Raw genomic sequence first — 13,258 nt, forward strand, 5'->3', positions numbered from 1 at the left:
GTAGGTTCAAATCCTACCCCCGCACCCACTACTCTCTGACTCTGAGAGCTGAAGTTAAGAAGAGCGGCGAGGTCACCCTCCACCTGGAGGTCGACCTCGCCGCTTTTTTTGTTTCTGGACACGCTTACCGATTTGATCAGGTCGCGCAGGGCGTCCATCAGTTCCGCGCGGGTGCGGTCGCTGATCGCGTCTTTCAGGGCGGCGTCGTCTGCAGCGATCAGCGCCTGCAGGCGTTCGACCAGTGTGGCGTACCGGGCGGGGGCTGAGGGGTGGAGCTCGGTCACCGGGCTGTCATCCTCGAGCGCGTGCAGCCGCGCCTCCAGCGCCTTGCGGTCGGCCTCGAGCTGGCTGACGCGGGCAAGGGCCGTCTCGGGCGCCTGTCCCTGGGCGAAGGCGTCAACCAGCCGTTCTTCCTGCGCGCGCAGCGCATTGATCTTTTTTGTGAGGTCGATGCGCTCCTGAGCGCCCGTGCTCGCCAGTTCGCGCCGTTTGCGGCGATAGGCTTCCATGCCCAGCCGGATCGCCTCGGGACTGAGCAGGCGGGTTCTAGTCGCGCTCAGCACGCGTTCTTCAATCTCGGGCGCCTTGACGTGGCCAATGCCCGCACATGCGGCCTCGCCCTTGTCCTTGCGCGTGCTGCACGCATAGCGGGGCGGGTTGGCCCCGGCGATCACCAGCGAACCGCCGCAGCCGCCGCACTTGAGCAGGCCGGACAGGGCGCGCTTGGGGCGCGGGGCTTTGGGCGACTGGCTGATCTGGCGCTTCGCTTTGGCTCTGTCGATCGCGTCGCAGAGATCTTCGGGCAGGATTCGCCAGTTCTCCGCCGGTCGGCGGACCCAGTCGCTCTCGGGATTGGCGACCATGCGGGCCTTGCCGCTGACGGGATCTTTCACCTTGCGCTGGCGGTTCCAGATCTGCTCGCCGCGATACATGGGATTCCACAAGATGCCGTTGAGGCGCTTGGGCTGGCCGAAGATCGTGGAGGTTTGCCAGAGTCGCCCGGACGGGCCGGGCACGCCCGCTGCGTTGAGTGCGGCCGCAATGGCCTGGGGCGATAGCCCGGCGACAAAGTCCTCGCAGATCTGGCGCACTATCGCGGCTTCCTCGGCGTCGATCACCAGCTCGCCGGGCTCGCCGCCCGGCTTCTTCTGATAGCCATAGGGCGGAGCGCCGGTATGGCGTCCCTCGGCGACGACGCCTTCGAGCCCGCGCCGGGTCTTGTTCGCGAGATCCTTGAGATAGATCTGGCCGATCATGCCGCGCATGCCGATCTGCATGATGCCGGCGGCGTCATCGCTGATCTCGCCCGCATCGGACGTGATCAGCCGCACGCCAGCGGCGCGCATCTCGCGCGCGATGAGGGCGAGGTCGGCCTGGTCCCGGCTAAGCCGGTCGAGTGATTCCACAGCGACGGCGCTGATCTGACGACTGGCGATGGCCTGGCGGAGGCCGGTCAGGCCGGGGCGGTTGCCCGTCGCGGCGCCCGAAATGGCGGCGTCTGAAAAGACCAGCGCATGGGCGCTGGCGAGGCCCGCCTGATCAAGCGCCCGGCGCGCGAGCCGCAACTGGTCCTCGATGGACTGGTCGCGCTGCAGATCACTGGAATAGCGGGCATAGAGGGCGGGCGTCATGAGAGGACGTCCGTTTCGGCCTCGACGCGGGCCGTGTGCGTGAGGCCATTCCACCGGGTCTCGATGCGCCAGCGGACACAGCTGAGCACGCGCCCGGACGGGTCGCTGAAAGTGAGGCTGTTCGGCCCTTGATAGACATGGCCCTGAGTCGCATCGCCGTCGAGCTGGTCAATCGCGCGGATGGCGGCGGCGTCCTTATAGGGCTGCAGAAAGTCCCTGACCTGCGCCGCCTGTGCGCCAATCTGCTGCGAGAGCAAATCTGCTATCGTCATGATGTGCCCCTGGTCTGTCCTGCTGCTCGAGGGCGCTGGCTGGCGTTGTGATCGGCCTCGGCCAGTCCCTCGAACAGGGCGATGATCATCCGCTTCTCGGCGTCTGACAAGGGTGGGTTGAGCGGGGCGCCCGTCTCCCGCGCACGCGCCGACGCCCGCACGGGCGTGCGGCGGCGGCTGTCGGGGGGGATCGGGGCGCGGCTCATGATCAGGCCGTCCGCCAGGGCAGGGCCGTGCGTATGTCCCGGCCATTGGCGATGGCGAGCAACACGTCCGCATGACAGGGCAGGTGTGACGGGCAGAAGCAGGCGAGGTTCAGGCCGGGCAGTTCGGCGCGGACGCGGTTGGCAAAAGTCCATCCGTCGGTGGTTTCCATGATCCATCGCGCAAAGGCGTCAACCAGCAGGGCGTTACCCTCTAGCTGGGTGTCGCCTTTGACCCATGCCTCGAACTTGATCTCGTTGATGATGAAGTATTGTGCGGCCTCATCACGTTTGGCGAATGGATTCCCAAACGGGCCGGGGCGGGTGACGGCGCGGGCAGCGCGACCATTGAGCGCCTGGCTCGCCGCCTGCAGGTTCCAGCCCTTCGTGCGACACAGCTTGAGGCGCACAGGGCTGCCGCCATGGCCCTCGATGGTCGGGGCGGGCGTCCAGACCGGAGCGTCATCGGTGCCGTCAAAGCTGACCGCGCCGAGGCCATGATCAGCCATTGCGTGTGCCTCGGCGATGGCGAGGTCATCGGGACGGATGAAGTGTTTGCGGGTCCAGCGGGGCATAGCGTCACCCTTAGTTTTCAGATGGACGCGGGCGCTGTTTCGGGACGCGCATCATGGTGAGGATGTAGTCGACGCCGTCGATCTCCGAGACCAGGGACAGAGTCTGCTTATCGAGGATGATGATCTCGGGATCGAGCCGTCCGGATGACAGGGTGTTCAAGGCGCGTGTGGCCTTCACTGCCGGATCCAGCAGCGGGTGATCTGGTTTGCTCATTCCGCAGCGACCGCGAACAGCGGCCCCTCCAGTTCGGGGGTGGATGGGGTGAGGTCGCGCAGTTCGACATTGGCGCGGACCAGCGCCTCGGCGAGTGGCGGGCAGACCGAGTTTCCCGCGCTGCGCACCTGGACCGATTTGGTGAAGCGCACGCCCTCGGCGTCGTGATCGATCTGATAGCTGTCGGGGAAGCCCTGGGCGCGATAGAGCTCGCGCGGGGTGAGCATGCGCATGCCGATATCATGGATGGCCATGGGCTGGCCGTGGATCGTGCAAGTGATCAGCCCGAACCGGTCGCGCGTGGTGACGGTGTGACAGGGCTCCGTCAGCGCCTGACCATCACCCGTGCCGTAGTATTTGCCCATTAAGGCGGCGACCATGGAGAGGTTGCCGCCCTGGGCGGTGAGCGTGCTGGCGGGATCGGTGATGGCGCGCATGCGCCGGTCGCTGCCCTTCATGGTGAGCATGAAGGTTCCGACAATTGCCTGCTGGCTGGCCGTGGTGGTGAGCGTGCTGAGGGGCAGGGTCACGGCCCGCCCTGCATGGCTGTCCATGTTCGCGCCGCCATTGTGCTGGGCCATGAAGGCAGCGACCACGCTGAGCCCGGCCCCGCCGGCCGTCACCGTGTGGGTCGGCTCGTTTGCGGCGGTATAGGGCTTGCCGGCATTGCGCATGGTCATGATGTGCGGCGCGGCGTAAGCGACCTGCACGGCGTCTGGCTCGGCGGGGTGTTTGTACAGGAAGGTGACATTGTCTTCCTCGCCGCAGGCCGGGCATTCGGCGGGCGCGAGCCCGCCCGCCTCGGAGGCGTGCTTGTCATGAAAGACCGCGCCGCATTCCCCGCATCCATAGCGGTTCGGCTTTCCGGCGGGGTGAGGGATCAGATACGCCGCCGCCACGCCCAGAGGCGCCGCGCCGCCGGGGCGCTTGATATGGCTGTTGGCTGTGACGGTGGGCAGGGGCGCGTCGATCTTGCAGCCGAGGCTGTCGGCCCGAAACTTCATCACCGTCGGGGCGATGATGACATTCTGATCCTTCGTGCTGGCGCAGATGGTGTGCAGCGGATCGGTTGCGCTGCGATTGCCGCCGCCTTGCTGGGCGTAGCTGACATAGGGGGTGATCAGGGCATGGGCGTCGCGCGCAGCGGTGACCGTGCGAAAGGGTTCGCCAAGCGCCCAGCCGCGTTGATGGTCGCCGCCATGATTGAGCGTGACGATGAAGGGCTCGGCGGCGTCGATGACATAGCGTTTCACGCCGCGGGCGATGCGGGCCTCGGTCTTTTCCGCCAGAGGGCGGACCAGACGCACGCCCGTGCGCTTGTAATAGTCCTGCGCCTGTTCCTTCGTCAGGAAGATCGAGGGCAGGGGCAGGGACCAGTCGATGATCGAGGCGGCGGTGCGCCAGGGCTGTTTGCGGCCCGCGATCACATCAGGATCGTCGGGCGCGCCATGGGTCGGCTCGGGCCAGACAATGGGCTCGCCGTCGCGGCGGGCGATCACGAACAGGCGCTTGCGGATGGTGGGCGCGCCATAGTCGCAGGCGCGCAGCTCGCGGTGTTCGAGCTTGTAACCGAGCCGTCGCAGCTGGCCCGCCCATTGGTCAAAGGTCTGGCCGCGCCGTTCGGGGCAGGGCTTGCCATCCGCGCTGACCGGCCCCCAATGGCGGAACTCCTCGACATTCTCGAGGATGATCACCCGGGGGCGCGCGCGCCTTGCCCAGAGGACTACGGTCCAGGCCAGATCGCGGATATTGCGTTTGACCGGGCGTCCGCCCTTGGCCTTGGAGAAGTGCTTGCAGTCCGGGCTGGCCCAGAGCAGGCCGACCGGGCCGAAGCGCCGCACCACATCATCGGGATCCACATTCCAGATATTGGAATTGAAATGATAGGTGTCCGGATGGTTTACCCCATGCATGCGGATGGCGTCAGGGTCGTGATTGATCGCCACGTCCGGATGACGCCCGAGCGCCAGAAAGATGCCTATGCTGGCGCCGCCCGCGCCTGCGAAACAGTCGGCGATGATCTCGCGGGTGTGGTGGGTCATGTGGCGGCTCCCGTGGAGGCAACCAGCCTGCAGCGCGCGCCTTTGAGGTACTCGCCGAAGGTGAGGTCAGACAGCGCGTCAGCGATGTCCAGATAATGGCTGTACTTGGCGCAACTGTGGGACTTGCCGGACACGTGGGTGATGAAGCCCTCGAAGGTCACGGCATACAGGCGCCAGGGATCGGCGATGGTCTTGAGGTGTTCTGCGAGCGCCTTCCGTCCAGCATCCGTGACATGAAACATGACGACGCCGCCGCCCTTCGAACCTCTTTCCCAATGAGGGGAGGCGTCGAACTCGGACACTCGTGAGCTGTCAGCATTTAGGGCGTAATAGTCCCGATAGGTGTCCGCCATGGGATCGACCGGGCGACCAAGCGCGTGGTCGATATGGTCAAACCCGGCGTCCTTCAGGGTGCGGTTTACGGTAGGGCTCATGCGCGCCCCCGCTGATCTGCAGCGTGCGCGTTAATGGCGGACGTGATCTCTGCGCCCATCGCCGCAGCCGCCATCACGTCCTCAAGACGGACGGGCAGCTCGGTCGGGGCAGCTGCCCCGTCCCAGCCATCGCGGGCTCGCCCGCTGATGCTCAGGGCAGTGTGGCGCGTATAGCGCCCGGCCTCGGCCAGCACGCGGGTATAGCCCGCCTGATTAGCGCGCCACCATGACCCGTTGACCACGGACCAGATCAGCCAGTTCGCCTCGATCTCCTCGGGGCGGCGCAGGATGCGGATGGCGCGGGCGAAGTTGGGCAGGCGTTGAATCCAGCCGCGCTGTTCGAGCGCGTCGATGATGCGAGCGACGCCGCTTTTCGATCCGAGGCCGATCTCGTCCGCGATCTCCTGAAAACTGGGTGTAATGCCGGTGGCGTCATGGACCCTGATCAGGACGTCCAGCACCTCGCGCTGGCGCGGGGTGAGGGCGAAGGGCGCAGTGCTCATGACGCACCCCCGAGCAGGCTGTCATCCACCCGGCCCGACGCCGCCGCCGCGCGCCAGGCGCGCAGGGTGCGCTCGCCGGCTGGTGTGGCGTAATACTGGACCGAGGCGCCGTCATCGATGGTGCCGACGCACTTCATCAGTCCGGCGCGAACCAGCGCAGAGATCTCCGGCCCCGGCCCGGTCTTGTGATTGGGCAGGACCAGCTTATTGCCTGTGCCGATGCCGCCCTGCGCCGCGAACTTGGGATCGCGGATGCAGCGCGCCAGCGCGGCGAGCTGATCTATGGTGAGACGGCGCGGGCTGGCGCCGTCATCGGGCTGGGCGATGATCTCGCAGGGCGGGCTGGTCGATATGAGGGTCAGCGTCGCTAGCTCGGAGTCCGGGATGATTTGAGGGGGGCGGGGTGCGCTCATGATGAAGCCCCCTTCCGAACCTCAGTCAGGAGGCCGACCGGGCCTGTCTGGCCGGGCACTGACCAATGCGTCGTATTGACGGGATTGTCCTTACCCATGACCGCCCCCTGGATCAGAAGCGTGTCGCTCGGGTCAAAGCCCTCCGCCACATCACAGGCAAATCGGCAGTTCAGCCGCACTTCGAAGTTCGCATCGCTTTTGCCCGCAATGATGCGCTCAGCGCTGATGTTCGCCGCGACCGTGACATGCCCGCCGAGCGGACCCTTCATTGCACATAGCAGGCCCTTGGGGTGATGGCTGATGACAAGCAGGCGGGATTCCCAGACCCGAGGGCCTGTCGGCGTATTCAGCAGCTGTTCAGCGCCTTCCCAGTCGTCATCAAGCCAATCCTCTTCATCTGGAGAGGCTTGTTCACTGAGGATCGCGAGGGCGAGTTGGCGAATGGCGTCCGCCAGATCGCCGGCCCTGACCTGGGCCCAAGGTGTCGTGCCCGGATCAATGTCAGGAAAGACGCGGCGATAATCTGGATAGTGGCCGTCGATGAGCTTGCTGGTCAGCGCCCAGTTCACGCCTTGGATACGGACCAGGGTGCGTCTTGCATCGAGTTGCAGGTCGAGCCGCTCGCCGGGCTGGATCAGACCAAGTAGAGCCTTCACGGCGTCTCTGGTCAGCGTAAACCCGGTTGGATTCACCGCGCCTTCGACTTCACGGTTCAGGGCATGGTCCCAGCCGGTCTCGACGTTATGGTGGGCGAGGGCGAGCTTATGGCCATCGGTGGCGACAATATCCAACTGACCTCCGTCCACGGAGAAGTGGACGCCGTTGAGATAATAGCGGGCCTCTTCCCGGCTGATGCAGCGATGAACGCGCCGCAGGCTCGCGCCCAAATCAATGCCGTTGAGCGGCAGGGGTGAGCGATCATCAGGGAAGTCGATACGCGGATAGTCTTCTGGCGCCTGATCCAGTGGGGTGAACCGCGCCGTGAGACCGCAACAGCTGATCTCGATCTGGTCGGCTATGAACTGGTTATCGACCGTACAGATGCTGAAGTGGACATCATCAGGTTGGCGCAGCTCGCCGCCTGAGAGCGTGTCGAGTAACTGGCGCACGGCATGAAGGGGTAGCAGTGTCGTCAGGGTTTGGCTGGTTGTTGCGGCCAGCGTGTAGCTGATCTCGGTGTCCGTATCTGAGTAGGTCAGCGTCGCCTTGCCCGGTTCGACGGTCATCAGAACGGTCTGCAAAATGGGAGCAAAGCCGCGCGCGTGATGCGTGGTGATCTTGCGGAAGGCGCTGGCCAAGGGCGGCAAGGGGGTTGTGAACAGCGTCTCCATCACACCGCCTCCAGCTTGCTGACGGGGTGGGTGACGTAAGCGCCGCCATCCACATAGCCGGGCGCGACCATGAGGCGCGCGCGGGCGGGTTCGCCCGGGCGGGTTGTGAAGCGCAGCACATAGCCGCGACGCGTGCGTCCGCCGCTGGTGAAGGCGACTAGATCGCCCAGTTTTACGCCGTCGACCTCGACCACGCGGCCCCATTGGCCCTCGCGGATCGCTTCGCCCGGAAGGCTGGGCGGCGGACATGCGTTCTCATTCGCTGCGCGCGGCAGCGTTACGACCTGATGCGTCATGGGTTGGCTCCCGTGTCCCTCTGTCCCGGCCTGCGGGCGGAGCGCGAGGTGGGATCGCGCTCCGCCCCATGGCTATGCCCCGGGGAGTGAGGGGAGGGCCCCGAGACGAGGGGGAGCATTTCGCAAAAAAATGCGAACGTCAATACAAATCGCAAAAAAATGCGAATGCGTGAGCGTGCCGAAAATCTACACTGGAGCGAATTGGCACACTCAAAAGGGGAATTTCACATGCAGAGTGACAGTAGTGGTCCGCTGATTCCCATGGGCGCCCTGGTTATGGTTGGTGGTATTATCTGGCTGGGTGTGGCCTATGCCGCCCCGGCGAGCGTCGCCTATTCACAGACAGTCAATTACGAATTGATGCAGCTGAAGACCCTGCACGCCATAGGGGGCGCGGCCTGCCTGGTGGCTGGTTCTGTATGGGTGGCGGCTGGTATCATGTTGAACAAGTTGGCGCCCAAGCCTGTCACGGCACTGTCCCGCGAAGTCAATCATGACCAGCCGGTCAACCGCATTGATAGCGAAAGCTAGAGTTTCACCTTGTTCTTCTTGACGGTGGCGATCACAGGCATGGCGCGGCGTATGCGCATGTTCTGCATCATGGGCGAGCCGTCCCAGCTGATCAGGTTGAAGGTGCCGGGCTCATAACCGTGCTCTACGTCCTTGAGCAGCATGCCGCCATCTTCCAGCTCGACCATGCAGGTTTCGCCAATGATGGCTTGCAGGTCGATATGATCCCGCTTCTCGCAAAACACCACATCGCCATTCTTCCATGGATACATGGAGCCGCCCCGGATCTCCATGGCGAAGAGCTCGACGTCATCGGTGACGACCGAGGGGTGCTGTACCTGATAGAAACCTTCGTTTTCGCCCATTGCCTCAAATAGCTGGACCGCATTGCCTGCGCCCAGATACCCCTTGACCCACACAAGTCGTCTCGCAAGAGGCGCGCCATAATCAAGGCCATAGAGCGCGTCGACGGTCACGCCGACGGCGGCGGCGAGCTTTCGCTCGGTGTCGCTGCGCATGTTCCGGCTGACGCCCTTCAGGTACATACGCAAGGTTGATTCAGGGATGTCGGCGGCTTTGGCCCAGCCGGAAACACTGAGCCCACGGGTGTCCATAAAGCGCCTGACCGCTTCGCGTTTCTCATCTGAATCGAGCATCTTGGTGTCTCGGTACCACGCAAAATCACGCGATGCGCTCGCAACGTTTTGCGAAGCATCGGTTGACAATTCGCAAAAAAATGCGAATCCTCCGCTCCGATTTCTGGTTAAGCGGAGCGTGTCCTGTGCCTCAGACTTCCCGAATTGAGAGCGCCGTTTCGGCTGTTCATCACCGGCTTCAGTCCGCAGGGCCTTCGCGCTCACGATTGTCGCGCCTGTCTGGCGTCGGGGAGTCGACCCTTCGCAAGATGCAGGAGCCGGGCTGGACGTCGCGGACCTTGCAGAACCTTGCCGCCATCGAAACCGCGCTCGACGCGCTCGACGCGGAGATGGCGGGCGACAGCCCGGTCGCGGACGGGATCGGGGCGCAGGCCGAGGCGACGGGCGAGACGGGCGATATCGGCGCGGGTGAGAGGGCGTGTGCAGGTCATGGCCCCAGCGTCGCGGGAACCGCGACGGCGCGCGATTCAATTCTCGGCCCGCAAATTGGCGATCAATCCGGACAGAAAAGGGTCGCACGATGAGCGCGGACCGCATCACCACTGCCGGGGAGCGGAGCGCGCTGCGGCGTGCTGCGAAACTGGCGCTGAAGCGCCACGGCGCGACCCGGAAAGAGTTCGCCGACGTGTCTGGCTATGACGCCGGGACGTTGAGCCGGTGTCTGAGCGGGCATCAGACCGGGGCGGCGGATCATTGCCTGCCGATTGATCGCGCCGTCGAGTTCGACCGGTTTCTGGATGAGCCGGTACATCTGCGCGCCATGGCGACGCTGCTGCATTGCACGGTGATCCCGCTGCCCGCGATTGACCCGGCGGCGGAAGGGTCGCAAGCGCTCGCCGCCCTGTTCAAGGAGCTGGGCGAGGCCATCGGCAAGGCGGGCGAGGCCCTTGAAGACAATGGGCGGCTTGATGCGGGCGATGACCTGCCCGGCCTGATCACCAGTCTGGATGAGGCGGTGGAAGCCGCCGCCCAGGTGCGCGCGATCGCGCAGGGCCTGCTCGAGCCGGGGGCAGGGCGGTGATGGCGCTTTATGTGGATGATCCCCGACACCCGCTGGGGCGCATGAAGATGTGCCATATGACGGCGGACAGCCTTGAGGAATTGCACGCAGCGGCGGACCGGCTGGGCCTGAAGCGCGCGTGGTTTCAAGGCCCGCCAGCCAGCCGTTTCAATCATTACGACATCAGCCTGTCGCGCCGTCGTCGCGCGGTGGATGAGCTGGACGCGCAAGAGGTCAGCACGCGGGAGATCGTCACGGTCGCCCGCCGGATGACACTGCAAGAAGCCCTGAAAACGCCGAGGGGGAGGTATTGATGAACCGCCGCCCTTCTCGCCCCCTGATCCCGCTGACGCCACGCGGCTGGCGCTGTGTTGCGGCGCTGGCGCTTGGCATCGCCCTGATCGTTCTGGTGCTGTCATGAGCGCCGCCCTGGCCCATGCCCCGCGCGGCTTTGTGCAGCGGTCGGAGTATGACCGCCTGCAACGCGAGCTCGATGAAGCGCGGGAACGACTGGCCTATTTCGAGTCCGAGAGGCGGTTTGAAGAGGATGCGGCGGCGACAGGTCCTGCCGCATGGAAGCTGCGTCCGGGTCTGGCACACATCGTTCGCCACCTTGGAAGCCGGGCGTTGGTGACGCGCGCCTTGCTGATCGACAACTGGCCAGGCGGTCGCGAGCCGAGCCAGCAATCCCTAGACGTGTACATGAGCGAGATCCGGGATCGTCTTGGGCCGTTCGGCATTCGCATCGAGACCGTCCAGGCGATGGGCTGGAAGCTCGATCCTGACACGCGGGCCTTTGTCCGCCGGGCCATGACGGGGGAAGTCGAGAGCGTTTCCTTTGGTCCGCCTGTGGACAGGCCCGGCCTGCCCCGTCGCCGTTCTGATGCAGCGCTCGCCCGTGACATGCTGGAGCGGCTGGACCAGCGGGCCTTGATGACTAGCGATCTGCGGCGCGCCCTGGCGACCTCTGAAAAGTTCTTCGCACCGGTCCGCGACCGTCTGGAAGCGGAGGGGCTGATCGAAATCCGCCGATCGCGGCGGTGCCTGTTTCACACCATCACCGAGGCGGGCCGCGCCCGACTTGCCAACCTGCGAGAGCAGGATGCGCCCGCCGCAGACACGGAGGCGCGCAATGGCTCGTCACACTGATTGGACCGAAGACAGGGTGCGGCGGTTGTACCATTTGCGGGTGTCAGAGCGGGCGTCGTCTGCCGAGACGGCCCGCATTCTGGGGGTCACGCGCTCCATGGTCGAGGCGTTCTGCAGCAATCATTTCATGACCCCGGTGACCGAGCCCGCCCCCCTGTCGGATGTGCTGGAGATCTATCGCCATAGCCGGGGGCAGGGCGGAGCCCCCCGAATGAGTGATGAAGATGAGGCGCGGTTGCGGAGCTTGTGGTCTGCCCCGGGCGCCTGTGTGCGATCGGTCGGCCTGGCCCTGCACTGGCGCCGCGAGCTTCTGATCAAGCGGGCCTTTAGCCTTCGCCTCGGTCCGGTCGGTGACCCCTTGCCCGACACGCCCGCCGCCCGGGCGGCGCTGGATCTGTGCCATCCGCGTGAGTGTCGCAGGCTGGATACCGTTGCGCGTGAATACAAGGTCGCGGCGGGGGATGTTCTGGCCATGGTCAAGCGCATCGCGCCCAAGCATGACGTGGTGATGCGATACGACCGGGACCGCCGCGCCGAGGCCAGCGGCCCGCCCATTGCGGATGGGGCGATCCATGCCCGTCGCCTGCAGGTGTTGCGCGACCGCGCCCGAACGCTGGCGGAGGCCGGGGTGCGATGCCCGCATTCACTGGCGCGGGAGCTGGACCCGTTAGGTGTGAACCGCCTGACGCCTGCCCAGGCGGCGACTTTGGCCGGGTTTGAACCCGCGGGAGGGGCGCATGCGTAGCGCGGGCATGATGACGGTTGAAGCCGTCACGGATCTCGACGCGACAAGCCGCCGGGCGACGGTGCAACGCTATGTGAGCTTTGACGCGCTGTTCATCGCGCTGCGGGCGCAGGCGCGGGATCTGGGCGTGGAGCCGCCGGACGTGACCGTCTGCCCGTGCTGCGGGTGTGAAGGCGGCGGCGTGCGCAGCGTGCGCGCGACCGAGGTCCGCAAATATGTCTGTCCGGGCGAGCCCATGCGCGGCTGCGGTTTTGTCGGCGGGCCGCTCGATTGGGTTATGGCCGGCGGGCTGGGGGTGGGCTTCACCAACCCCGATCAGGCCCGCAAGGCCGTGACCCTGCTGTTCGCCGCCCGGGGATGGATCCCGGACTGGAGCGGGGGCAGCGCATGTTGACCGCCGCGCATATCCGGGCGGCGCTGATGAAGGCGACGGCCCTGCCTCTGGAAGATGAAAAGCGCTTGCAGGAGGTGTTGCTGCCCGAATTCGAGGCGCAGGTGAGCCTGTCCTGTGACGTGGTGCGCGAATACCGCATCGGGCCGGGTTCGATCATCGACTTCGCCTTCATCGGGCGCGATTGGGTGTTCGGACTGGAAGTGAAGACCCGGACGCGCGCCAAGCGGGCCGTGTTGCGTCAGGTCGAGCGCTATGCGCAGACCGGGGTGCTGGATCATCTGTTTGTCCTGACCGCCACGGCGCTCGGCCTGCCACGCCAGCTGGCGGGCATTGGTGTGGATGAGATCAGCCTGGGCGAGGTGCTGCTATGACGGCGCGCGCCTATGGCCGGATCGAGATGAACGCCGAGGGGTCGGGCTTTGTGCTGTCGGATGCGCCCGCCCATGTGATGATCCGACTGAAGGCGGTGTTTCCAGCGCTGCACAAGGCGAGCCGGGGGCCATTTCGCTTTCCTTCCGACAAGATGACGTGCGCAGATCTCGACTGGTTTTTGCGGCGCTATCCCATGGATCTGGGCGACGGCGTAGCGCGCGCCCTTGAGACCGGTGTGGCGATGCTGAAGGCGGATCGAGCCGAGGCCGGCCGGATTCTGTCGCCGAACTGGACGCCGCCTGCGTTCGCAGGGCTAAGGCCCGGTCAGGCCGTGCGGGACGGGCAGGCGCGCAATGTGGAGATCCTGCAGCGGTTCGAGGGGCTTCTGGTTGCGGACCGGGTCGGGGCGGGCAAGACCTATACCGCCGGTGCGGCCATGCTGCGCGAGGGCAATCTGCCCGCCGTGGTCGTGGCCCCCGCGCACCTGTCGCGCCAGTGGGTGGAGGTGCTGCATCGCT

The 13,258-nt window shown here is 65.6% G+C and carries 20 protein-coding genes and 1 pseudogene; 9 read left to right on the forward strand and 12 right to left on the reverse strand.

Going from position 1 to position 13,258, the window contains the following annotated elements; all coding sequences use genetic code 11:
- The 11 genes from B2Z70_RS02075 to B2Z70_RS02125 all read right to left on the reverse strand — a co-directional run.
- Positions 1-1,631: recombinase family protein (locus tag B2Z70_RS02075; RefSeq protein ID WP_292980406.1), on the reverse strand; the 1,631-nt coding region annotated here is incomplete at its 3' end.
- The gene (locus tag B2Z70_RS02080; protein ID WP_292980409.1) at positions 1,628-1,903 is read right to left on the reverse strand and encodes a hypothetical protein; all 276 of its coding nucleotides are present in this window, start codon (positions 1,901-1,903) and stop codon (positions 1,628-1,630) included. The genes B2Z70_RS02080 and B2Z70_RS02075, both read right to left, overlap by 4 nt.
- Complete coding sequence (locus tag B2Z70_RS02085) at positions 1,900-2,109, reverse strand: hypothetical protein (RefSeq protein WP_292980412.1); 210 nt, start codon at positions 2,107-2,109, stop codon at positions 1,900-1,902. Before B2Z70_RS02085 ends, B2Z70_RS02080 begins: the two co-directional genes overlap by 4 nt.
- 2 nt (positions 2,110-2,111) lie before the next feature.
- On the reverse strand, positions 2,112-2,681 hold the full coding sequence (locus tag B2Z70_RS02090) for a DUF4326 domain-containing protein (RefSeq protein WP_292980415.1): 570 nt from the start codon (positions 2,679-2,681) through the stop codon (positions 2,112-2,114).
- Positions 2,682-2,691: 10 nt separating this feature from the next.
- Positions 2,692-2,895 carry a hypothetical protein gene (locus tag B2Z70_RS02095; protein ID WP_292980418.1) on the reverse strand — a complete coding sequence of 68 codons (204 nt, stop codon included), beginning with the start codon at positions 2,893-2,895 and terminating at the stop codon, positions 2,692-2,694.
- Positions 2,892-4,937 (reverse strand): DNA cytosine methyltransferase, encoded by a 2,046-nt coding sequence (locus B2Z70_RS02100; RefSeq protein WP_292980421.1) that lies wholly within the window; start codon positions 4,935-4,937, stop codon positions 2,892-2,894. Before B2Z70_RS02100 ends, B2Z70_RS02095 begins: the two co-directional genes overlap by 4 nt.
- A complete protein-coding gene (locus B2Z70_RS02105) occupies positions 4,934-5,371 on the reverse strand; it encodes a hypothetical protein (protein ID WP_292980424.1) in 438 nt (145 codons plus the stop codon). The genes B2Z70_RS02100 and B2Z70_RS02105 overlap by 4 nt, the downstream gene beginning before the upstream one ends.
- Positions 5,368-5,874, reverse strand: coding sequence for a LexA family protein (locus B2Z70_RS02110; protein WP_292980427.1), 507 nt, complete (start codon positions 5,872-5,874; stop codon positions 5,368-5,370). The genes B2Z70_RS02105 and B2Z70_RS02110 overlap by 4 nt, the downstream gene beginning before the upstream one ends.
- Positions 5,871-6,287 (reverse strand): hypothetical protein, encoded by a 417-nt coding sequence (locus B2Z70_RS02115; protein ID WP_292980430.1) that lies wholly within the window; start codon positions 6,285-6,287, stop codon positions 5,871-5,873. Before B2Z70_RS02115 ends, B2Z70_RS02110 begins: the two co-directional genes overlap by 4 nt.
- A complete protein-coding gene (locus B2Z70_RS02120; RefSeq protein ID WP_292980433.1) occupies positions 6,284-7,618 on the reverse strand; it encodes a DNA polymerase III subunit beta in 1,335 nt (444 codons plus the stop codon). Before B2Z70_RS02120 ends, B2Z70_RS02115 begins: the two co-directional genes overlap by 4 nt.
- On the reverse strand, positions 7,618-7,914 hold the full coding sequence (locus B2Z70_RS02125) for a hypothetical protein (protein ID WP_292980436.1): 297 nt from the start codon (positions 7,912-7,914) through the stop codon (positions 7,618-7,620). The genes B2Z70_RS02120 and B2Z70_RS02125 overlap by 1 nt, the downstream gene beginning before the upstream one ends.
- A gap of 165 nt (positions 7,915-8,079) precedes the next feature.
- On the opposite strand from B2Z70_RS02125, the gene B2Z70_RS02130 reads away from it, so the two are divergent.
- A complete protein-coding gene (locus B2Z70_RS02130; RefSeq protein WP_292980439.1) occupies positions 8,080-8,445 on the forward strand; it encodes a hypothetical protein in 366 nt (121 codons plus the stop codon).
- Here B2Z70_RS02130 and B2Z70_RS02135 read toward each other — a convergent pair.
- Positions 8,442-9,284, reverse strand: coding sequence for an XRE family transcriptional regulator (locus B2Z70_RS02135; protein WP_292980442.1), 843 nt, complete (start codon positions 9,282-9,284; stop codon positions 8,442-8,444). The genes B2Z70_RS02130 and B2Z70_RS02135 overlap by 4 nt on opposite strands.
- A 74-nt stretch (positions 9,285-9,358) precedes the next feature.
- Here B2Z70_RS02135 and B2Z70_RS02140 point away from each other — a divergent pair, with 74 nt between their 5' ends.
- The 8 genes and pseudogenes from B2Z70_RS02140 to B2Z70_RS02175 all read left to right on the forward strand — a co-directional run.
- Positions 9,359-9,604, forward strand: a complete 246-nt coding sequence (locus B2Z70_RS02140; protein WP_292980445.1) for a hypothetical protein — start codon at positions 9,359-9,361, stop codon at positions 9,602-9,604.
- The gene (locus tag B2Z70_RS02145; RefSeq protein ID WP_292980448.1) at positions 9,601-10,101 is read left to right on the forward strand and encodes a hypothetical protein; all 501 of its coding nucleotides are present in this window, start codon (positions 9,601-9,603) and stop codon (positions 10,099-10,101) included. The genes B2Z70_RS02140 and B2Z70_RS02145 overlap by 4 nt, the downstream gene beginning before the upstream one ends.
- Positions 10,101-10,394: a DUF4031 domain-containing protein gene (locus B2Z70_RS02150; RefSeq protein WP_292980451.1), complete on the forward strand. Its 294-nt coding sequence runs from the start codon at positions 10,101-10,103 to the stop codon at positions 10,392-10,394. Before B2Z70_RS02145 ends, B2Z70_RS02150 begins: the two co-directional genes overlap by 1 nt.
- Before the next feature lie 103 nt (positions 10,395-10,497).
- A complete protein-coding gene (locus B2Z70_RS02155; protein ID WP_292980454.1) occupies positions 10,498-11,229 on the forward strand; it encodes a hypothetical protein in 732 nt (243 codons plus the stop codon).
- A complete protein-coding gene (locus tag B2Z70_RS02160; RefSeq protein WP_292980457.1) occupies positions 11,213-11,974 on the forward strand; it encodes a hypothetical protein in 762 nt (253 codons plus the stop codon). Before B2Z70_RS02155 ends, B2Z70_RS02160 begins: the two co-directional genes overlap by 17 nt.
- The gene (locus B2Z70_RS02165) at positions 11,967-12,368 is read left to right on the forward strand and encodes a hypothetical protein (RefSeq protein WP_292980460.1); all 402 of its coding nucleotides are present in this window, start codon (positions 11,967-11,969) and stop codon (positions 12,366-12,368) included. Before B2Z70_RS02160 ends, B2Z70_RS02165 begins: the two co-directional genes overlap by 8 nt.
- Complete coding sequence (locus B2Z70_RS02170; protein ID WP_292980463.1) at positions 12,362-12,739, forward strand: hypothetical protein; 378 nt, start codon at positions 12,362-12,364, stop codon at positions 12,737-12,739. The genes B2Z70_RS02165 and B2Z70_RS02170 overlap by 7 nt, the downstream gene beginning before the upstream one ends.
- Positions 12,736-13,258 (forward strand): annotated as a pseudogene (locus B2Z70_RS02175) (hypothetical protein); the annotation flags it as partial. The gene B2Z70_RS02170 and the pseudogene B2Z70_RS02175, both read left to right, overlap by 4 nt.

This window comes from Oceanicaulis sp. UBA6590, assembly GCF_002433705.1.
GTDB lineage: Bacteria > Pseudomonadota > Alphaproteobacteria > Caulobacterales > Maricaulaceae > Oceanicaulis.